General features: G+C 62.2%; 18 protein-coding genes. 11 read left to right on the forward strand and 7 right to left on the reverse strand.

Going from position 1 to position 18,772, the window contains the following annotated elements:
- The first annotated feature begins 29 nt into the window (after positions 1-29).
- From IEY62_RS06650 to IEY62_RS06660, 3 genes are read left to right on the forward strand one after another with little or no spacing between them, the layout of a single operon-like run.
- A complete protein-coding gene (locus tag IEY62_RS06650; RefSeq protein ID WP_189015189.1) occupies positions 30-1,367 on the forward strand; it encodes a hypothetical protein in 1,338 nt (445 codons plus the stop codon).
- Complete coding sequence (locus tag IEY62_RS06655; RefSeq protein WP_189015191.1) at positions 1,351-1,662, forward strand: hypothetical protein; 312 nt, start codon at positions 1,351-1,353, stop codon at positions 1,660-1,662. The genes IEY62_RS06650 and IEY62_RS06655 overlap by 17 nt, the downstream gene beginning before the upstream one ends.
- Positions 1,663-1,664: 2 nt before the next feature.
- Entirely contained in the window at positions 1,665-2,192 is a 528-nt protein-coding gene (locus tag IEY62_RS06660) for a hypothetical protein (protein ID WP_189015193.1), read from the forward strand.
- Here the strand turns inward: IEY62_RS06660 and IEY62_RS06665 are convergent.
- Complete coding sequence (locus IEY62_RS06665) at positions 2,189-3,031, reverse strand: nitrilase-related carbon-nitrogen hydrolase (RefSeq protein WP_189015195.1); 843 nt, start codon at positions 3,029-3,031, stop codon at positions 2,189-2,191. The two genes, IEY62_RS06660 and IEY62_RS06665, sit on opposite strands and share 4 nt — an antisense overlap.
- Positions 3,032-3,339: 308 nt before the next feature.
- Here IEY62_RS06665 and IEY62_RS06670 point away from each other — a divergent pair, with 308 nt between their 5' ends.
- From IEY62_RS06670 to IEY62_RS06695, 6 genes are all read left to right on the forward strand, one after another.
- A complete protein-coding gene (locus IEY62_RS06670; protein ID WP_018777228.1) occupies positions 3,340-4,530 on the forward strand; it encodes an ROK family transcriptional regulator in 1,191 nt (396 codons plus the stop codon).
- A gap of 130 nt (positions 4,531-4,660) precedes the next feature.
- Entirely contained in the window at positions 4,661-6,217 is a 1,557-nt protein-coding gene (gene mmsA / locus IEY62_RS06675) for a multiple monosaccharide ABC transporter ATP-binding protein (RefSeq protein ID WP_189015197.1), read from the forward strand.
- A gap of 45 nt (positions 6,218-6,262) precedes the next feature.
- On the forward strand, positions 6,263-7,534 hold the full coding sequence (gene mmsB / locus IEY62_RS06680) for a multiple monosaccharide ABC transporter permease (protein WP_189015199.1): 1,272 nt from the start codon (positions 6,263-6,265) through the stop codon (positions 7,532-7,534).
- Between the two features lie 52 nt (positions 7,535-7,586).
- Positions 7,587-8,684 (forward strand): substrate-binding domain-containing protein, encoded by a 1,098-nt coding sequence (locus IEY62_RS06685; protein ID WP_189015201.1) that lies wholly within the window; start codon positions 7,587-7,589, stop codon positions 8,682-8,684.
- Between the two features lie 281 nt (positions 8,685-8,965).
- On the forward strand, positions 8,966-10,429 hold the full coding sequence (locus tag IEY62_RS06690) for an ABC transporter permease (RefSeq protein ID WP_189015203.1): 1,464 nt from the start codon (positions 8,966-8,968) through the stop codon (positions 10,427-10,429).
- A gap of 2 nt (positions 10,430-10,431) precedes the next feature.
- Entirely contained in the window at positions 10,432-11,124 is a 693-nt protein-coding gene (locus tag IEY62_RS06695; RefSeq protein ID WP_189015206.1) for an ABC transporter ATP-binding protein, read from the forward strand.
- On the opposite strand, the gene IEY62_RS06700 is transcribed toward IEY62_RS06695, so the two are convergent.
- From IEY62_RS06700 to IEY62_RS06710, 3 genes are read right to left on the reverse strand one after another with little or no spacing between them, the layout of a single operon-like run.
- Complete coding sequence (locus tag IEY62_RS06700) at positions 11,102-12,283, reverse strand: ABC transporter permease (protein ID WP_189015208.1); 1,182 nt, start codon at positions 12,281-12,283, stop codon at positions 11,102-11,104. The genes IEY62_RS06695 and IEY62_RS06700 overlap by 23 nt on opposite strands.
- A complete protein-coding gene (locus tag IEY62_RS06705) occupies positions 12,280-13,008 on the reverse strand; it encodes an ABC transporter ATP-binding protein (RefSeq protein ID WP_189015210.1) in 729 nt (242 codons plus the stop codon). Before IEY62_RS06705 ends, IEY62_RS06700 begins: the two co-directional genes overlap by 4 nt.
- A 2-nt stretch (positions 13,009-13,010) precedes the next feature.
- The gene (locus tag IEY62_RS06710) at positions 13,011-14,111 is read right to left on the reverse strand and encodes an efflux RND transporter periplasmic adaptor subunit (RefSeq protein ID WP_189015212.1); all 1,101 of its coding nucleotides are present in this window, start codon (positions 14,109-14,111) and stop codon (positions 13,011-13,013) included.
- A 239-nt stretch (positions 14,112-14,350) separates the two neighbouring features.
- Between IEY62_RS06710 and IEY62_RS06715 the strand changes: the two genes are divergently transcribed.
- Positions 14,351-15,421: a Gfo/Idh/MocA family protein gene (locus tag IEY62_RS06715; RefSeq protein ID WP_189015214.1), complete on the forward strand. Its 1,071-nt coding sequence runs from the start codon at positions 14,351-14,353 to the stop codon at positions 15,419-15,421.
- A 27-nt stretch (positions 15,422-15,448) separates the two neighbouring features.
- Here IEY62_RS06715 and IEY62_RS06720 read toward each other — a convergent pair whose 3' ends face one another.
- The 3 genes from IEY62_RS06720 to IEY62_RS06730 are packed head-to-tail and all read right to left on the reverse strand — an operon-like array spanning position 15,449 to position 17,388.
- The gene (locus tag IEY62_RS06720) at positions 15,449-15,883 is read right to left on the reverse strand and encodes a DoxX family protein (RefSeq protein WP_189015216.1); all 435 of its coding nucleotides are present in this window, start codon (positions 15,881-15,883) and stop codon (positions 15,449-15,451) included.
- A gap of 51 nt (positions 15,884-15,934) precedes the next feature.
- Complete coding sequence (locus tag IEY62_RS06725) at positions 15,935-16,624, reverse strand: phosphonatase-like hydrolase (RefSeq protein ID WP_189015225.1); 690 nt, start codon at positions 16,622-16,624, stop codon at positions 15,935-15,937.
- Complete coding sequence (locus IEY62_RS06730; protein WP_189015227.1) at positions 16,621-17,388, reverse strand: GntR family transcriptional regulator; 768 nt, start codon at positions 17,386-17,388, stop codon at positions 16,621-16,623. Before IEY62_RS06730 ends, IEY62_RS06725 begins: the two co-directional genes overlap by 4 nt.
- A 163-nt stretch (positions 17,389-17,551) precedes the next feature.
- Here IEY62_RS06730 and IEY62_RS06735 point away from each other — a divergent pair, with 163 nt between their 5' ends.
- Positions 17,552-18,754: a TIGR03364 family FAD-dependent oxidoreductase gene (locus IEY62_RS06735; RefSeq protein WP_229785105.1), complete on the forward strand. Its 1,203-nt coding sequence runs from the start codon at positions 17,552-17,554 to the stop codon at positions 18,752-18,754.
- Positions 18,755-18,772 lie beyond the last annotated feature (18 nt).

Raw genomic sequence — 18,772 nt, forward strand, 5'->3', positions numbered from 1 at the left:
TCCTGGGACGTGGACTCCTGGCCTCAAGAATGATGCGGATTACGGGCGCATTCATAGTGATTATCGGCTTTGCAGGCTTCAATGTTCTCAGCTACACGGTGATGCGGCAGTATCTCGGGGGAACCGATCTATTCGAACCCGTCCTGGCAATCGCGAATGTTTCTGTGGGTTTTTGGGTCCTGATTGCCTACACGCTGATACGGGTCCTCTTCTTGAAGGCGGATGAACTTCTAAAATTGTCCTTCAACCTTCCTGCCACGAATAAGGAACGAACGTTGGCCTTCGCCCTGTTCGAAGCATCGGTGGTGGCGGTGATAACAGTTTTTGTTTTCGGCGCATTCTCAATATCCACAGTGCTCCTTGAGGGCCCAGCCTTCATCACGAACATCGTGGTGTCGATTTGGCTTCCCGTAGCGTCTATGTACCTGCTCCTCAGCGTGGCCTATTACCTTTTGGAACGCGGCCTAATCGTGATGAGGTTGGCGCGATTGCGTGGACTGTTGGTGCCGATGATACTGGCGTTGGGTCTCTCGGTCCTTTTCCCGTACACGAATGAGCAGACTGCCGTGATCGCCGAAAGCTTCATCGAGGGGCGGGACTACGTTTCCCCACTTCTGGTGTACTCCATGCTGGAAAAGAACTTCGGTTTGTGGCTTGCTGTGCTGATCTTTGCAGCGGCATCCACGGCAATTGTGGCCGGCATCGTGGCAGCTGCTCCCAGGGCCTACGTTCCCCTTCGTCGCTTCATCGTCGTGCTCCCTTCGAGGATTGCCACATGGAGGCTTGGGGCCTACACCCTGGTGTTGTTCCGCAGTTTCGAAACTCTTGTAGCCGTCATCTTCGTCTTTGCATTTGCCCTGTTTGCATGGCTGCAGCATATTATTCTGCCACCCTACGTCTTGGCACTTATTACATTCCAGGGCGTGTACGCCTACGTCAACTCCGAGCCATTACGACGCATGTCTGCGCTGCGTTTCAGTGCCTGGAAAAACTATCTGAGTATCGTCTGCTCGCAGTTGATCCTCTGGGTGACAGTCGCTATCCCAGTGGTTGCAGTCAGTCTTGCTCAAGGCATCGAAGTCTCTGCATGCCTTCCTGTAGCAGGATTCTGCCTCAGCAATATTCTCATCTCCACGCTGATTGGTATCGCATTCCCACCTGAAAAGGGAAATCCGTTCACGGTTCTGGTCGGGGCAGTACTGGCTATCATCATCATTTTGACAATTGCACTTGGTCTTAACGTGTTCAATCTCAAACCGGTCGTCAGCGCGGTTGTTTATTCAGTTCTTAATATATTGGTCGTAATGTACAGCATCCTCGGCATGCGGAGAATGGAAAGGATTCAACGCCATGAAGTGGCTTCTTAGAATTATTACCGCAGTTTCAATCTCATTTGTGATCACCATGGCACTGGTGGTCGCCGGCTTCATCATGGCCATGTTTTCAACCATGGACGTTGGCGTCAGAAAGTTTGGGCTTTTCGGTGCCATCTTCTTCGAGGCCCATGATCAGCCCAGCGGCGCGACAGCCCTTGAGATTGGGATCGCTGATGGCACACCCATTGCGGTCATCTTCTGCGTTGCCTTCTTGTTCTGTCTGGCGGTCACAGTGGTCCTTGAAAAGCTCAAGCTCCACAAGAAGCAACTGCTGCAAGCACGGTAGCGGTGAAGCTCAGCGCTGTTCCCATTGGTGATCTCAAGGTGACGGTGGCCGCGAAAAGCCTGCTGTGGGCCATCCGTGTTCCTGGCGTGGCGCTGGCCATCGGCTTCACTGGCTGCGCAGTCTGCGCCATTGCGGGAGTTCCCGCGATCCTGCAACCGGCTCTCTGGTTGTTGATCCATGCCTCCTGCCTGCTCTTGGGCTTTGTCATTCACGAGGGCTCCCACGTCCTCGGCCTCAAGCTGACCCCGGGAATTACCCACGTCATCTTTGCGGGCAGCTGGCTACGTTTCTCCGTCGTTCCCATGGGAAGCCTCGTGGGCTGGCAGGCGGCACTTATCGCCTTGGGCGGTCCCCTGGCGGCGTGTGTCGCAGGAGTGCCGCTGGCTGCGGCGTTGCCTGACCAGGCGTTTCACTGGTGGTTCTTCCTGCACTCCATATTCCTGTTGCCTCCGTTCGGCGACGGAAGGAGCCTGGTCAAGGGCCTCCTAAATTGGAGAAGGCCGTTACAACTGCTGCAGATGGACTCCTAGTCCGCCCACTCCCGGTACAGTTCCGGCCTGCGCTCGCGCAAGTATGGGACTTCGTCGCGGGCAGCTTTGACTGTTTCCGTGCCGACCTCGGCGAACAACAAGGCAGCGCCCTCCCCAGCGGCAGCGAGCAGCGAGCCGTCAGGACCGGCCACCACGCTGCCCCCGAGGAAGTTGTAGACATCCTCATGCCCTGAGTGGTTGGCATAGGCCACGTTCAACTGGCTCTCCAGGGCCCGCGCACGGATGAGCACTTGTGGCACATTGTCGAATCCGGCTGACAGTGCCGTTGGGACCAGGAGGAGTTCGGCCCCGCGGGTGGCTGCGGCGCGCACCGTTTCAGGGAACTCGACGTCGTAGCAGATCAGCATCGACGTGCGGATTCCGTTGAAATCCACGACGCCGGGCGGTTCTTGGGCGCCGACGAACGCCTTGTGCTCCTCTGGACCGAAGAGGTGGACCTTGGCGTAGTTGAGGACCTCGTTGCCTGCCGCGTCCAACAAAGTAGCCGTGATGTGCCTGGCGCTATCAGCGTGAGGCGGCTGCGCGGCGTCGTCGTACTGCTCCTGAATCCGCGCCTGTGCCAACGCCGGGAGACTGTAGACCAAGCCAATCCTGTGGGTGCGGGCAATCATGGCAAGGCGTTCCCGGATCGCAGGGAGGGTTGCGGGGTCCAGTTCGGCGTGCAGGCGCAATGGCGCATAGCCCACAGGAAACAGTTCCGGCGTGAGGAGCAGTCCGGCCCCTGCCTGTGCGGCACGGCGGGCCGCGTCATTGATCGTGCGCAGATTCGCGTCAACGTCCATCACGGAAGCGTTGGCTTGCAGGACTGAGAGCAGCATCGTTACCACCTTGGTTTCGCCTGATTCCCGCCGTGAAAGGCATGGAACATCTTCTTGCTTCCAGCCTAGGCTCCGTACGGACGCCGGCGTCGAGGCAATTGGACCCGTGTGCCACGGATACGGGACGCATCGCACGCCGCCTCGCATTGCGGGGCCCGCTTTACGCCCAAAAAGTCGTAGATAGGGCGCATACCAGGCCTCACAAGGGGTACGTACAGGGTGTCCTTGCGTTGGAGTATGTAAGCGAAGGTTGACTCACTGTGTTCACTTCTTGACTGCAACGCATCTTCTGGGGCAATCTTCTTGTCATGCCCGCTACGCAGCGCTCAACGAAGAGCCACCCAAGAAAACCCGGCTCGCAGTCCGCGCTCCGCCACCTCAATCAGCAGCGCATCATCGAGTGCTTGCTGAGCGGACCGTCCACGCAAGCTGAGCTTTCACGGCAAACCGGGCTCTCCACTGCCACCATCTCCAACATCGTCAAAATCATGCAGGACGCAGGCCTGGTGTCGACGGAACCGACCACGAGCTCCGGCCGCCGCGCAACCAACGTGAGGTTGAACAGCAACGGGGCCGTCGCCGTCGGAATCGACTTCGGACGCCGCCACCTGCGGGTGGTTCTGGCCTCCCTGGGCTACCACGTGATTGCCGAGGACTACATCGAGTTGCCCCTGGGGCACCAGGCGGAAGAGGGCATCGCCGCAGCTGTCCGGCTGCTGGAGAAACTGCTCCGCGAAAACGGCATCGACCGGACGGCCGTAGTGGGCGCCGGAGCCGGTATTCCAGGCCCGATCGACCGCAGATCCGGTACCGTCGCGCAAGGCGCCATCCTTCCCGAATGGGTGGGCATCGACATCCTCCACCGGCTGGAGGAAGCGCTGAATTGTCCGGTTTTCGTTGATAACGACGCCAATCTCGGCGCCCTGTCCGAAGTAACGTGGGGACCACACAGCGGCGTCTCCAACCTGATGTTCCTCAAGATCGGCTCGGGCATCGGTGCGGGCCTCATCCTCAACGGATTCCCCTACTACGGCAACGTCGGCATCACCGGGGAAATCGGCCACGCGACGATCCATGAACACGGTCTCGTGTGCCGCTGCGGGAACCGGGGTTGCCTCGAAACGATAGCGTCCACCACCACCATGATCGAGCTGCTGGGCCGCGGCCAGGAAACACTGCTGACGCCCCAGGACATCGTGCGCAATTGCCTCGCCGGGGACTCCGCAACACAGCGCGTAGTGGACGACGCCGGCCTGGCCGTGGGGCGCGCACTGGGCAACGTCTCCAACCTGATCAACCCCGAAGTTATTGTTGTCGGCGGCCCGCTGGCGGGACTGGGAGACCTGCTCCTGGACCCCATCCGCAGGGGCCTGGTGCGGCACGCGGTGCCCGTAGTAGGCGAAACGACGCACCTGGCGATGTCCTCCCTCGGTGCCCGCGCAGAGGCTCTCGGAGCAGCCGCATTGGTGTTCCAACACGCAGGCATTACTGGTAGGTAACGAAATCGTTAGCTGGATCATGCGTTCAAGTCTTGACGACAAGATAGGTGATCCAGTTTACTTTTTCATCAGACAGCTCCGCCGTTTGCGGGGCCGACAACGAAGTCATGCATTGGAGGCGTAAGGGCTGATGACAACCCTCGACACGCAAGGCGAGCCCATCCTTTTGGAGATGCGCTCCATCACCAAGGAATTCCCTGGAGTGAAAGCCTTGTCGAACGTAAGCCTGCGCGTAATGGCCGGCGAGATCCACGCAATCTGTGGTGAGAACGGTGCAGGCAAATCCACGCTGATGAAGGTCCTGTCCGGGGTTTACCCCTACGGCAGCTACACCGGCGACATCGTGTACCAGGCCGAAACGCAGCAGTTCAAGGACATCCGCGCCAGCGAAGCAGCAGGCATCGTGATCATCCACCAGGAACTGGCGCTGATCCCGGAACTGTCCATCATGGAGAACATCTTCCTGGGCAACGAACCCACAAAATGGGGCGTCATTGACTGGGCAGAAGCCCGTAAGCGTTCCCTCGAACTCCTTGCCCGAGTAGGCCTTCGGGAAGACCCGGACACCCCCATCAAGGAAATCGGCGTCGGCAAGCAGCAGCTCGTGGAAATCGCCAAGGCCCTCAACAAGTCCGTGAAGCTCCTGATCCTGGATGAGCCCACGGCAGCATTGAACGAATCGGACTCCCAGCACCTGCTGGACCTGATCCTTGGTCTCAAGGGCCGCGGCATTACCTCGATCATCATTTCCCACAAGCTCAACGAGATCGAACAGATCGCGGACGAGATCACCATCATCCGCGACGGCAAGTCGATTGAAACGCTGAACGTGAAGCGCGACGGCGTGGATGAGGACCGCATCATCAAGGGCATGGTCGGCCGGACGCTCGAGTCCCGCTTCCCGGACCACGAGCCGAAGATCGGAGAGGTCTTCTTCGAGGTCAAGGACTGGACCGTGGGTCACCCCCAAATCCAGGACCGCCTGATCTGCAAGGGCTCCAACTTCTTTGTACGTCGCGGCGAAATCGTCGGTTTTGCGGGCCTCATGGGTGCCGGCCGCACGGAACTGGCTCGGTCGGTGTTCGGCCATTCGTACGGCCGGTTCATCAAAGGCCAGATCTACAAGGACGGCAAGCCGATCCAGCTGCGCAGCGTCAGGGCCGCGATCGACGCCGGACTCGGCTACGTGACCGAGGACCGGAAATCGCTGGGGCTGAACCTGCTGGACGACATCAAGACGACCACCGTTGCGGCCAACCTTCGAGCCATCAGCAATTACTCAGTGGTGGACGACCGGAAGGAGTTCAGCGTCGCGGAGGAATACCGGAAGTCGCTTCGGACCAAGACCCCATCGGTTGAGGAAGGCGTAGCCAAGCTCTCCGGCGGCAACCAGCAAAAGGTGGTGCTGGCCAAGTGGATGTTCACGGATCCGGACCTCCTGATCCTGGATGAACCCACACGTGGCATTGACGTCGGCGCCAAGTATGAGATTTACGGCATCATCCAAAGGCTGGCGAACCAGGGCAAGGGAGTGATTGTCATTTCCTCGGAGCTACCAGAACTCCTGGGCCTGTCCGACCGCATCTACACCATCTTCGAAGGCGCCATCACCGGCGTCCTGGACAAGAACGAAGCAAGCCAGGAAAGCCTCATGAAGCTGATGACTTCCTCCCGCAAAGCAGCCTGACCCTTTGGCCCAGCCCCGCCCCTTCCTGACACAAGGACCAAAACAATGAACGCGCTCAAGAAGCTATTTGGTGGCAATACCCGCCAGTTCGGCATGATCTTCGCCCTGGTGGCACTTATCGTCTTCTTCCAGATCTTCACGGACGGCCGCACGTTGACGCCCGGCAACGTGATCAACCTGTTCAACGGCAACTCCTACATCCTCATCCTGGCCATCGGCATGGTCCTGGTCATCATCGCCGGCCATATCGACCTCTCCGTGGGATCCGTGGCAGCATTCGTGGGCGTCTTCGTGGCCCTTGCAATGCGTGACTGGGGGCTCCCCTGGTGGGCCGGCGTCCTGTTCGGCCTGCTCCTTGGTGCCGTGATCGGTGCCTGGCAAGGGTTCTGGGTGGCGTATGTTGGCATACCCGCGTTCATTGTGACGCTGGCCGGCATGCTCCTGTTCCGCGGCTTCAACCAGTTCGTGGGCAAGTCCAACACCATCCCGGTCTCCAAGGACTTCCAGTACCTTGGCTCCGGCTACCTTCCGGAGATCGGACCGAACACCGGCTTCAACAACCTCACCTTGCTCCTCGGCATCGTGGCGGCAGCATTCGTCGTCATCATGTCCCTGCGTGCCCGTGCCACGAACAAGGCACTGGGCGCCGACGTTCCCGAGCTCTGGGTTGAGGTCACCAAGCTGGTCCTGATCTGCGGTGCCATCCTTTACGCCACGTACCTGTTCGCCACCGGCCGCCCCGGAACGTCCTTCCCGATCCCCGGTTTGATCCTCGCCGTCCTGGTCCTGATCTATGGCTTCATCGCGGACAAGACGGTCCTTGGCCGCCACGTTTACGCCGTGGGTGGCAACCGCCACGCAGCCGAGCTGTCCGGTGTCCAGTCCAAGAAGGTCAACTTCATGGTCATGATGAACATGTCCGTCCTGGCAGGCCTGGCCGGCATGATCTTTGTTGGCCGCTCCACCGCGTCCGGCCCGTTCGACGGTGTCGGCTGGGAACTGGACGCAATTGCAGCCGTCTTCATCGGTGGCGCTGCCGTTACCGGTGGCGTCGGTACCGTGATCGGCTCGATCGTTGGTGGCCTTGTCATGGCTGTGCTCAACAACGGCCTGCAGCTCCTGGGCGTCGGCGCCGACCTCACCCAGATCATCAAGGGCCTGGTGCTCCTGGCAGCCGTTGCCTTCGATGTCTACAACAAGTCCCAGGGCAAGCGCTCCATCACTGGCCTGCTGCTGAAGAACTTCCAGCGCAACAACAACGAGATCAAGCCCGACGAAACCACCTCCACCAAAGAGGTCATCTCCAAGGAAGCCTGACCGGTTTCCGCAGACTCGCTCCACCCCACCCACACAGAAAGTGAACCAAGATATGCGAATGTTTGGTAAAGCAGGAAAGGCAGCAGCAGTCGCTGCCATCGCGGCACTGGCGCTGACAGCCTGCGGCCGCACTGACAGCGGCTCAAGCAGCAGCACAGCAGGCGGGGAAGCGTTCCCCAAGGACTCTTTGATCGGCGTCGCACTTCCGCAGAAGACCAGTGAAAACTGGGTCCTCGCGGAGAAGCTGTTCAACGATGGCCTCAGCGGCGCCGGCTTCAAGGCCGACGTCCAGTTCGCCAACGGCGGCGTGTCCGAGCAGCAGAACCAGATCAGCGCCATGGTCACCAAGGGTGCCAAGGTCATCATCGTGGGAGCCATCGACGGCGCCCAGCTGGGTACGCAGCTCCAGCAGGCCAAGGACTCCGGCGCTACCGTTATCGCCTACGACCGTCTTCTCCTGAACACGGACAACGTGGACTACTACGTGGCGTACGACAACTTCAAGGTCGGTGTCCTGCAGGGCCAGGCGCTGCTGGACGGACTGAAGGCCAAGAAGCCTTCCGGCCCGTACAACATCGAGCTCTTCGCCGGTTCCCCGGATGACGCCAACGCCAAGGTCTTCTTCGACGGCGCCATGAGCGTCCTGAAGCCGAAGATCGACGACGGTACCCTCAAGGTCCTGTCCGGCCAGACCTCGTTCGAGCAGGCTGTTACCCAGGGTTGGAAGGCAGAAAACGCCCAGCGTCGCGCCGACACGCTGCTCACCGGCAGCTACGGCACCGCTTCACTGGACGGCGTTCTCTCCCCGAACGACACCCTGGCCCGTGCAGTTCTGACCTCCGTCAAGGCCGCAGGCAAGCCGCTCCCGGTTGTCACCGGCCAGGACTCCGAGGTTGAGTCCGTCAAGTCGATCATGGCTGGCGAGCAGTACTCCACCATCAATAAGGACACCCGCAAGCTCGTTGAGCACGCCATCACCATGGTGAAGGACCTCCAGGCAGGCAAGCAGCTGGAGATCAACGACAAGGACTCCTACAACAACGGCGTGAAGACGGTTCCGGCCTTCCTCCTGCCGCCTCAGATCGTGACCAAGGAGAACGTCAAGACGGCTTACGTCGACGATCCGGTATTGGGCCCGATCACCAAGTAGCACCCCTTAGTAGCACTACAGGAAGCCCCGGTCCGCCAGCAGGCGGGCCGGGGCTTCCTGCTGCCACATTCTGCTGAATCATTCCTGTGGCGCCTGCTTCCTTAGCTCGGAATCACAGGGGACGCGGACGGCTACCACCAAATGATTCAGCAGAATTCATACCACTGGCTTTCACAGCCCACGCATAGCCTCGGCTGGTGTGCCGCACAGCAGCGCTCAGCAATGTTGGACCTGCAGCCCGCGTCCCGTGGGCAATGAACCTGCAGGTCCAGAGGAGAAACGTGAGCGTCCTTGCCCGAAGCGTAGGCAATGCCTTCCGCAACAAAATCAGAACAGCGGCGGTGGTTGCCGTCCTCGCTGTGGCAATCGGGCTGGCTTTGGCCATGCTTGTGGCGAACCAGGCAGTGGGGGCCAAGGTGCAGGAGCTCAATGCCTCGGTAGGCACCACCCTGACGGTCAACCCGGCCGGCGGGCAAGGTTTCGAAGGCGGCGGCGAACCCCTTACGACGGCGGAAGCCGGGACCGCGGCCTCGGTCGCCAATGTCACCTCGGTAGTCGGAACCAAAGCCTTGCGCCTTCAGACTGCTACGACAGGAACCACGGGGACCACGCAGCAGGCTGGCCCTGGCGGAGGGTTCGGCCCTGGCGGCCAGCAGGCAACAGTCAGCACCAGCCTGGTAGCTGCCATCGACGCCGGCACCTTGGGCAACCGCAACAACGCGAGCGGCAATTCCGGAACCACTGGAAACACAGGAACCTCCAATCTGCCCGCCCGTGCCCTTCCCATCACGGCAACCGGCATCGGCGCCGAGGTGGACAGTACCGGCAAGGCGCTGAACATCACCAGCGGTACCGGCCTGGGCGACTACAACACGGCTACTGGCAAGGCCCTGGTGGGCACGTCCTTGGCTGAGAAGAACAGCCTGAGTGTCGGGTCCACCTTCACCGTCCAGGACAAGACGTTCACAGTGACCGGCATCTTCGACGCCGGGACCGCATTCGGCAACAACGCCGTCTATATGACGCTCCCCGAAGCCCAGACCCTGGCGGCTACACCGGACGAGCTTTCCAGCATGATCGTCACGGTCAACAGCATGGAGAACGTGGACAGCACCAAGACGGCTGTCCAGTCGGCGCTTGGCGCGGACAAAGCCGACGTCACCCAGGGCCAGCGGAACCTCGAGACCGCCGTCAGTTCGCTGGACAGCGTGAAGAACATTTCCCTGGTCGCCTTCATTGCGGCCCTGGCGACGGCCGGGATCATCATCCTGCTCATCATGGTGATGCTGGTCCGTGAGCGCCGCCGCGAAATCGGCGTGCTGAAAGCGATCGGCGCCCCCAACCGCACCATCGGCCTGCAGTTTGTCCTCGAGTCCCTGGTCCTCGTTGCCTTGGGCAGCGTGGTGGGCGCGGTGATTGCTTCGTTTGCCAGCGGCGGCATCGCTTCCGCGTTGATCAGTTCAAATACCAGCACGACGGCGGCCCCCACCACCCAGCGGGGTGGTGGCCTGGCCGGTGCCGTGCCGAACGGCGCTGTTCCCGGAGGCGGCGGCTTCCCTGGCGGCGGTCAAGGCGGTCCGTTTGGTGGGGCATCACAATTGCTGACCTCCGTCACCGCGAGCCTCTCCCCGGGCGTCCTCGCGGCAGGCATCGCCGCGGTGTTCGCCGTCGCCATCATCGGTGCGCTGGTTCCGGCACTGCTGACGGCCCGTATCCGTCCCATCGAAGTACTCCGAGGAGAATAGCCGTGATTGAAGTCAAGGACCTGGTCCGTCAGTTCAAGTCCGGTGACCGGACCATCAAGCCAGTCAACGGGGTGAGCTTCGAACTCGAAAAGGGTTCGTTGTCCTCCATCGTGGGCAAGAGCGGCAGCGGCAAGAGCACACTGTTGTCCCTGCTGGGTGCGCTGGACAAGCCCACCTCAGGGGACGTCGTCGTGGATGGCGTCAGCCTGGCGGGGCTGCCGGACGGCAAGCTGACCGAGTACCGCCGCCGGGATATCGGTTTCGTTTTCCAGCAGTTCAACCTGATCCCCAACCTCAGCGCCGTGGACAATGTCATGCTGCCCATGGAGTTCGCCGGGATCCGCAAGGCGGCAAGGCTGAAGCGGGCCAAAGAGTTGCTGGAGCAGGTTCAGTTGGACCCGGAGAAGCAGTCACGTCGGGTTAACCGGCTGTCCGGTGGAGAGCAGCAGCGTGTGGCGATTGCCCGGGCGCTGGCCAACGAGCCCAAGCTGATCCTGGCCGATGAGCCCACCGGAAACCTGGATGAGCAGACCGGCGAGCACATCATCGAGCTCCTGAGCTCCCTGAGCCGCGACCACAACACCACCATCCTGGTGGTCACGCACGACCGGAGCTTGGCTCAGAAGACCGAACGCTGCTTCCGTCTGCAGCAGGGCAAGCTCACTGAGGAGGTCAGAACCGGATCGCGTCGATGACCTTGACGCGCACCGCCACGAGCGCTGGAATGGCTCCGGCGAGTGCGCCCACAAGGACGGCCGCACCGAATCCAAGGAGCGCGGCTTCGATGGGGAACGCGGGAAACTCCGTCAGCCCCGGTGCCACCTTTGACTCAATCCAAGGGTTCTTGACGACGGCGACGGCGAGCATGACCCCTGCCAGGCCGGCGACCGCCGTGGCCACCACGGATTCCATCATGACGCCCACAAAAATGCGTCCGGCGGTGGCACCGAAGCTGCGGCGGATACCGATCTCCCGAACGCGGTAACGCACCGTGACCATGGAGATGTTGAGCATTCCCACGGCCCCGAGCAGGAGCACCAGCCCCGCTACACCGCCGACAATCCACTGGGCAGGTCCCAGCGGATCTCCCCACGCGGCGAAGTCCACGCGTTGGGCTTGGGCGTAGTATCCCGGGAACTGGCTTTGCAGGTCCGCTGTGATGGCGGCCGTCAGGGCGTTGGCCTGCTCCTCCCCTACCCAGAGTTTGAACTCGGTCATGTCTGGTTTCATACCGGTCATGGCGGCGGCTTTGGTGAGGATGAACGCGGCAGGCGGGGTGTCCGGGTAAGTGTCAGGCACGACGCCGATGATCAACGCAGTTGCCGGTTGGTCCCCTGGGATGCTGACTCTGGGATTGGTAGCCAGGTTGGGCCTGCCCGCTTGGTTGTAAAAAGCTTCGGAGACGACGACGGCGGGTGCGAGCCTTTGCTCGTCGTCGGCGGCGAACCAGGTTCCTTGAGTGAGCGGTACGCGGTGGATGATGCCGTAGCCAATGTCCACGATGGTCATGTTCACGGCTGTTACGCCCCGCGGAAATTGGAAGCCGGCCTGGGTGCGGCCCACATGGGTGGACGTTGTGATGCCGTACCGCTGCTGGATGCCTTCGTAGGCTTTCTCCAGTTTTTCCGCATCCGGGGTGGAGGGGCCGTTGACGCTCAAGGTCAAAGTGGCCACCCGCCCTCCGTCCCGTTCGGACTGCGCTTTGATTCCTTCGCGGACGAGGCTGCCGAGGCCCACTACGGATGTCAGCGCAGCTACGGACAGGGCTACTCCAAGGAGGGCAAGGAGGATACGCACCTTGTTGATGCGGAGTTCCTGCCAGGCCTCCACGAGCGTGGAAATGATGCTGGTCATGAGTGGGCTCCCGCTTCCGCGCGGGCCAACGGGCTCAATACCCCGGAATCGAGCCGGTAGCAGGCGCGGGCCAGGGCCGCCACGTTGGTGTCGTGCGTGATGGTGACCAAGGCGGCAGCTGTTTCCGTGGCCACGGTATCGAGCAATGCCATGACTGCCTGGCCGGTCTCCACGTCCAGGGCACCGGTTGGCTCATCGGCGAGGATCAGCCTGGGCCGGCGAACCAGGGCGCGGGCGATCGCTACCCGTTGCTGCTCACCACCGGAGAGCATGTTGGGCATCGTGTTCGCCCGGGCGGACAGCCCAACGCGGTCCAACATGTCCATGGCGAGCTCGCGGCGACGCCAGAAGTCCTTGCCTTTGGCGTAGAAGAGCGGAGTAATGACATTGTCCAAGGCGCTCCGGCCCGGCAACAGGTTGAATTGCTGGAAGACAAAACCCACCGTCGAACCCCGCAGCCGGGCCCGCGCGTTGCTGCTGAGCCGTTGCGCCGGCTGGCCCATGAATTCGAGTTCGCCGGACGTCGGGACATCCAGCAGACCGAGCAGGTTGAGCAGGGTCGACTTACCGCAGCCTGAACGGCCAACGATGGCTATGTGGTCACCGCTCAGCACCTCAAGGTCGATGCCGCGAAGAATGTGCAGTTGCTTTTCATCCGGCAGCGTCACCGATCGGGTGACCGAGCGGAGGCTGACCAATGTCTCTTGTGAATTGGAGGTGTCCATCCCTAGCCCGCCGGAATGTAGGTTCCCTGCCCGGGACCCATCATCGGGCCTTGGACAGCCGGAGCGCCGGGCACGAACTCGAGGACCTGCTCGCCCTCGGTCAAGCCGGACATGACTTCCACGACGTTGCCATCGTTCAATCCAAGCTGGACTTTACGCTGCTCGGGAGCGACACCTGATCCTCCAGGGGCCGCAACCCACACAATCCCGTCCTTCACGCTGCCCTTCACCGACGTCAGCGGGACCGTCACAACATTGGGCGAGACGCCCGCGCTGACGGTCATCGTGGCACCGAGACCGGCGAATACCTGCTGGTCCTTGGGGACCGCGCAACTGATGGTTCCCGTCGGGGTTCCGCCCGCGTCCGATGGTGTCCCTGAACCGCCACCGGGTCCAGCGATCGCACCACCCACGCCCATGCCCGCACCGCCGCCCGTGGCGGCCAAACCGCCCGAGGAGGTTCCGGCGTCGTCGAATGCGTTGTTCTTGAGTTTCACTTCGGCGCATTGGAACGGCGCAGGTCCGCCCACCAGGGCGATTTCTGCGGGACCGGGCTTGCCCAGGAGGCGGTACTGCTGGTCGGCAGTAACCGGGCCGGAGACGGTGTACGAGCCGGGATCGACCTTGCCCACGGACTCTCCCACGGTGACCTGCTGGTCCACGAGCGTCGTCAACTGCTGCAGGGTGCCGTCGCGCGGAGCCAGGATGTCGAAGTAGTCGTACACCGGCTTGGGTGCGGTTACGGGCCCTTCCTGGGATGTCTGGGCGGCGGCGACTGCGCGCTCAGCCTTCACTTGGAAAAGGGCGTCACCCTTGGCTACGGGGGCTCCCTGTTGAACAAAAACCTGTACGACTTTCCCGGCGGATGTGCTGCGGACAGGTTCGGCCGCGTCGCTTTGGACAGTGCCTTTGATCTGCACGGTGTTGGTGACGGTGGCCCGGGTGGCGGGGACGACGGGAATATCCACTTGGGCCAGCGGTGCAGGCTCCGAACCGGTGGGCTTCAGGCCATCCACGAAAGCCATCTTGACCAAAGCCACCGCGATCACCGCGAAAACCAACAACCAGGCAAAAGGCAAAATGACGCGCCGAAAAATACCCATCCCTGCTCCATTTCGGTAACTCCCCACAGAACCTCTGCGAGGGATGATTGCCTCAGCCTAGGCCAAGTGTTTGCAGGAGCCGGGCATTTGCCATGACCGACAGAATGCTTACTGTGTCGGGTCCTCATCGAGATCCGGGGGCGACCAAGGCAAGCCCTGGGCACAGGACAATCACCACCGCAGGTACGACACCCAGGGTGGCGTGCGCGGACTCAACAGCTTCTGAGAGGATGGCTGGCATGACTCTTCCTATTGCCGTGCCGTGGCTCACAACCCAGGACAACCAGGATCCCCGAGCTGCAACAGGGAGGCCTTTACGGTGGGGCGTGGTGTCCACGGGCAACATCGCCAACAGCGTGTCCCAGGATCTGGCCCTGCTGGAAGACGCTGAACTTTACGCCGTGAGCTCCCGCACCCAGGCTGCCGCGGATGCCTTCGCGCGCTCGTTGGGTTTCGCCAAGGCCTACGGGGACGACGCCGGTGTTCCCGGCTACCAGCGTCTGTTCGAGGATCCTGCGGTGGACGTGGTCTACGTGGCAACACCCCACGCCCAGCACTTTCAGATCGCCTCTGCAGCGTTGCGGGCCGGAAAGCATGTCCTTTGTGAGAAGGCCCTGACCATCAATGCCCGTGAGGCCAAAGAACTGGTGACGATCGCGCGTGAGCACAACGTGTTCTTCATGGAGGCGGTGTGGAGCCGGTTCCTGCCGAGCATGCAGCGGGCTTTCGAGATCGCAGCATCCGGTGAGCTGGGGCAAATCCAGTGGGTTGCCGCGGACCTCGGATTCCCGGCACCGTACGATCCTTCCGCCCGCCTGTGGGCCCTGAACGACGGCGGCGGAGCGCTCCTGGACATCAGCGTCTATCCCTTGCTGTGGGCCTTGGGGACGCTGGGCTTCCCGCAGTCCGTCACGGCCATCGGATCGTTGAACGATGACGGTGTTGACACGCAGAATGCCCTGACCCTGGGCTATGACACGGGTGCCCAGGCGCAATTGACGTCATCCCTGATGGCGCATGGGCCACGGACGGCAACCGTGGCCGGTGGACTTGGGTACCTGCAGACAGTGGGTTCCGTGAACAATCCGCGTGAGCTGCTGGTCAGGGTTGGCTGGGACGAGCCCCGCCACGAACACTTCGACGTCGTGGGCATCGGCTACACCTATGAACTGCGCGAGGTGACACGCTGCGTTCAGCAGGGCCTCACGGAGAGCCCGGTGATGCCGCTGGAGGACTCAATTAACGTGATGCGGCTCTTCGATGGCGTGCGCTCACAGTTGGGTGTCCGGTATCCCAATGACGCCCGTTAGCTGGGAGATTTAACCCGGCCGGGTTAATCACCGGCGCCCTGGCTGCCTGGCCAGTTTGCGGTCCAGCGAGAAGGCACCGGAGCCCAGGAAGACGAATGCCACGGACACGGCGAAGTAAATGATGAGGAGCTCCGCTGTCACACCCGCCTTGTCCGTGAGCAGGGGCTTGCCCGCTTCCGTGACGAACCAGATGCTGGCGAACATGATGGCGGAGAGGAATCCGGCCACGCGGGTCAGCGCTCCGAGGACCAGCAACAGGCCCAGTCCTAGCTCCCCGGCGATCACCAGCCACGCGACCACCTCCGGTTTCTGCACACCCATGGCGGCAACGGACGCTGCAAAGGCGGCGTGGCCGGCCATGAGCTTCTGGAAGCCGTGAACCATGACGAGCGCGCCGAAGACCACGCGCAGGATGGTGACGCCGCGGGCGGAGGACTGGGGTGAGGGGTGAAGGAATTTCACGGATTCCAATCTTCCATGCCAAGCGTTCCCAGCCAAACGCCCGGATGCTGGCTACCTGGCCAAGAGGACCCGGGAAAGCAGCGCCGGGATGTCCTTCACGCCGGCCAGGATGTGGTGGTGCGGGTGCGCAGCCAGGTCTTCGCGGCCCAGCTTTCCGGTCAGGACGCCGACAGCGGTAACGCCTGCGTTGTTGGCGGCCGCGAGGTCGTTCACGGTGTCGCCCGCAGCGATGACGGCACGGACATCCTCCACCCCTGTCAGTTCCATGGCGCGGTGGATCATGTACGGCGCAGGTCGGCCGGCAGCTACTTCGTCGGAGCACACGACGGCGTCCAACAGGTTATCGTCTCCGACGCTCCATCCCAGCCGCTCGAGCAGGGGCTCGGCGACGTCGCGTGAAAAGCCTGTCGTCAGGGCCACCTTGATGCCGTGGCGGCGCAGTTCGCGGAACGCGTCTTCGACTCCTTCCAGGGGGACAGGCGGATTGGCATCGTAAAACTCGACAAGGAGTTCCTTGAACCTCGTAAACGCGGCCGTCACGGCGTCCGGCGTGGCCGTTCCTCCCCCGGCTTGGATGAGGGCCGTAATGGCCTCCACTTTGTCCGCGCCCATCCACTCCTGGACGGCCTCGGGGGTTGTGGCGACTCCGGTTTCCTCGACGCAGCGGGCCAGGGCAACATAAACGTCGCCGTGTTCGTCAATGGTAGTTCCGGCCATATCGCAGGCTACAAGCTTGATCATGGGGTGGCTCCTTCGGTGTGGATGCGGACCAGGGCGGCCCTGCGCTCCACGGTGTTGTCGATGGTGAAGTTGGTCAGGGCCGGCAGGTAACGGTCCTCGGAGTATTCAAGGGGTTGACCGTCACCGGATCGGGTGATGCGGCGTTCACGCAGGAGTGGGATTCCTTCGGGTTGCGCCAGGAGTTCGGCGTCCTCGTCGCTGGCCGCTACGGCGTCAATGGTGTGGCGGGCGCTGTGCAGGTCCACGCCCTGTTCTTTGAGGAACGCGAAGATGGATCCGGAATCGGTGTCGAAGTCGAACAGTTTCCGGCCCACGTCCAGGACGAACGTGGTGCGCTCAATCATGGCCGGAGCTTCATCCAGATAGCGGACCCGCAGCACTTCCACAACGGTGGTTCCCGGCACCAGCCCCAGCGCTTCTGCAGCTTCCGGACTTGCTTCGCGTCGCGCCACCTCCAGGGTTCGCTGGCCCGGCTTCTTGCCGATCCCCAGCGCCCATTCGGTGAACGAGTTGAACGTGGAGAAGGATTGGGAGGGCACGGACGAACGCACCATGGGTGGTCGGCCCCGGCCGCCGGTTACAGCACCCTCGGAACGGAGGAAGGCGAGCGCCTGGCGGATCGGTCCGCGGGAGGTACCGAATTCCCGGCACAGCTCCGCCTCGCTTGGCAGTTGGAAGCCGGGCGGCCATTCACCGTCGGTGATACGGCGCATGAATTCCTCACTGAGCCGGACATGGAGGGGTGCGTTCTGCTGATTGCTCACCAGTTGATAATACAAGTTGCCGGAACCCAAAAGGCCTCCTTTGCGGCACTCAGCATGAATCTGACGTGAACAAAGGTGAACGGAGGTTAAATTCTGATTAACTTGTATATACAAGCGCCAATCTGGCTTGATTCCCTCTCAACGGGCCACCAAGGTCAATAGTGTGAACAACGCAAGGACCCCCATCGCAGCTACCGACCACAACATCCGGACTGCCGACGTCATCATCGTCGGTGCCGGCATTATCGGCCTGGCCCACGCCGCCCATGCTGTGGCCAACGGCCTGACAGTTACCATCATCGAGCGCGACCACCACGCCGTGGGCGCCTCCGTCCGCAACTTCGGCCACTGCTGCATCACGGCGCAGTCCGGCGAGCTCTACCAACTCGCCCAGACGTCGCGGAAGTACTGGCTCGAGTTCGCCGAGCGGGCAGGTTTCTGGGCCGCCGAATCCGGCGCAGTGGTCCTCGCCCGCACGGATGCCGAGATGGCCGTCCTGCGCGAACTCTCCGAAGCCCGCGAGCCTGGCCAAGTGGATCTGCTCTCCCCCGCCGGCACACGGCAGCGTTTAGGTTCCGCTGAGGCTGGACTGCACGACGACGGCACCCGCCAAGGTGCTTGGCCCGGCATCGTCGGCGGTGGCTTCCTCCGGGACGACCTCCGTGTCGACCCCCGTAGCACTGTGGCAAGGTTGGCCGAGTGGCTGGGGCGGCAGCCCGGCGTCGAACTTCTTTGGAACACCGCGGCACGTGGCTTCAGCCAATCGCCGGAGGGCGTGACCGTGCAAACCTCCCGCGGCACACTGCAGGCGAAGCAGGTGTTCGTGTGCGTCGGCCACGACGTCGACTACCTCTTCCCGGACCTGGCTGCCGAGCACCGGATCCAACGGTGCGCGCTCCAGATGTCGCTGGCTGCAAAGCCGGCCGGCCTCAACTTCGCACCGGCCGTCCTGACCGCAACATCCATGCTCCGCTATCCCGCTTTCACCGACATGCCCGCGGCGGAGGCCCTGCGCTCCGAGGTGGAAGCCAAGCAACCCGAACTGCTGGACATCGGCGCCAATGTCATGTTCACCCAGCGCCCGGACGGCACTGTCATCATGGGCGACTCCCACCACTACCACCGCACAGCGGATCCGTTCCTTGACGAGTCGGTGACCACCACGCTCAATACCGAAATCGCCGCCCGGATCGGCCGGCCCCTCGAGATCATCCAGCGCTGGCAAGGCATCTATGCATCCTCTGATGTGGCCCCCATTCTGGTCCGCGACGTCCAGCCCGGCGTCACAGTGGTCTCCGTGACCTCCGGAGTTGGCATGACCCTGTCCTTCGGCCTGGCCCACCGCAACATTTCACGCCTGTACTGACTCCTTCCCCATCCCCCT

The sequence above is a fragment of the Paenarthrobacter histidinolovorans genome, assembly GCF_014647595.1.
In the GTDB taxonomy this organism is placed as follows: domain Bacteria; phylum Actinomycetota; class Actinomycetes; order Actinomycetales; family Micrococcaceae; genus Arthrobacter; species Arthrobacter histidinolovorans.

What these genes read in the sequence shown, in the direction of transcription:
- IEY62_RS06655 (WP_189015191.1), top strand. Translation starts at nt 1,351, where the DNA reads ATGAAGTGGCTTCTTAGAATTATTACCGCAGTTTCAATCTCATTTGTG.
- IEY62_RS06715 (WP_189015214.1), top strand. Translation starts at nt 14,351, where the DNA reads ATGACTCTTCCTATTGCCGTGCCGTGGCTCACAACCCAGGACAACCAG.
- mmsB (WP_189015199.1), top strand. Translation starts at nt 6,263, where the DNA reads ATGAACGCGCTCAAGAAGCTATTTGGTGGCAATACCCGCCAGTTCGGC.
- IEY62_RS06710 (WP_189015212.1), bottom strand. Translation starts at nt 14,111, where the DNA reads ATGGGTATTTTTCGGCGCGTCATTTTGCCTTTTGCCTGGTTGTTGGTT.
- IEY62_RS06700 (WP_189015208.1), bottom strand. Translation starts at nt 12,283, where the DNA reads ATGACCAGCATCATTTCCACGCTCGTGGAGGCCTGGCAGGAACTCCGC.
- IEY62_RS06725 (WP_189015225.1), bottom strand. Translation starts at nt 16,624, where the DNA reads ATGATCAAGCTTGTAGCCTGCGATATGGCCGGAACTACCATTGACGAA.
- IEY62_RS06705 (WP_189015210.1), bottom strand. Translation starts at nt 13,008, where the DNA reads ATGGACACCTCCAATTCACAAGAGACATTGGTCAGCCTCCGCTCGGTC.
- IEY62_RS06670 (WP_018777228.1), top strand. Translation starts at nt 3,340, where the DNA reads ATGCCCGCTACGCAGCGCTCAACGAAGAGCCACCCAAGAAAACCCGGC.
- IEY62_RS06665 (WP_189015195.1), bottom strand. Translation starts at nt 3,031, where the DNA reads ATGCTGCTCTCAGTCCTGCAAGCCAACGCTTCCGTGATGGACGTTGAC.
- IEY62_RS06685 (WP_189015201.1), top strand. Translation starts at nt 7,587, where the DNA reads ATGCGAATGTTTGGTAAAGCAGGAAAGGCAGCAGCAGTCGCTGCCATC.
- mmsA (WP_189015197.1), top strand. Translation starts at nt 4,661, where the DNA reads ATGACAACCCTCGACACGCAAGGCGAGCCCATCCTTTTGGAGATGCGC.
- IEY62_RS06650 (WP_189015189.1), top strand. Translation starts at nt 30, where the DNA reads ATGATGCGGATTACGGGCGCATTCATAGTGATTATCGGCTTTGCAGGC.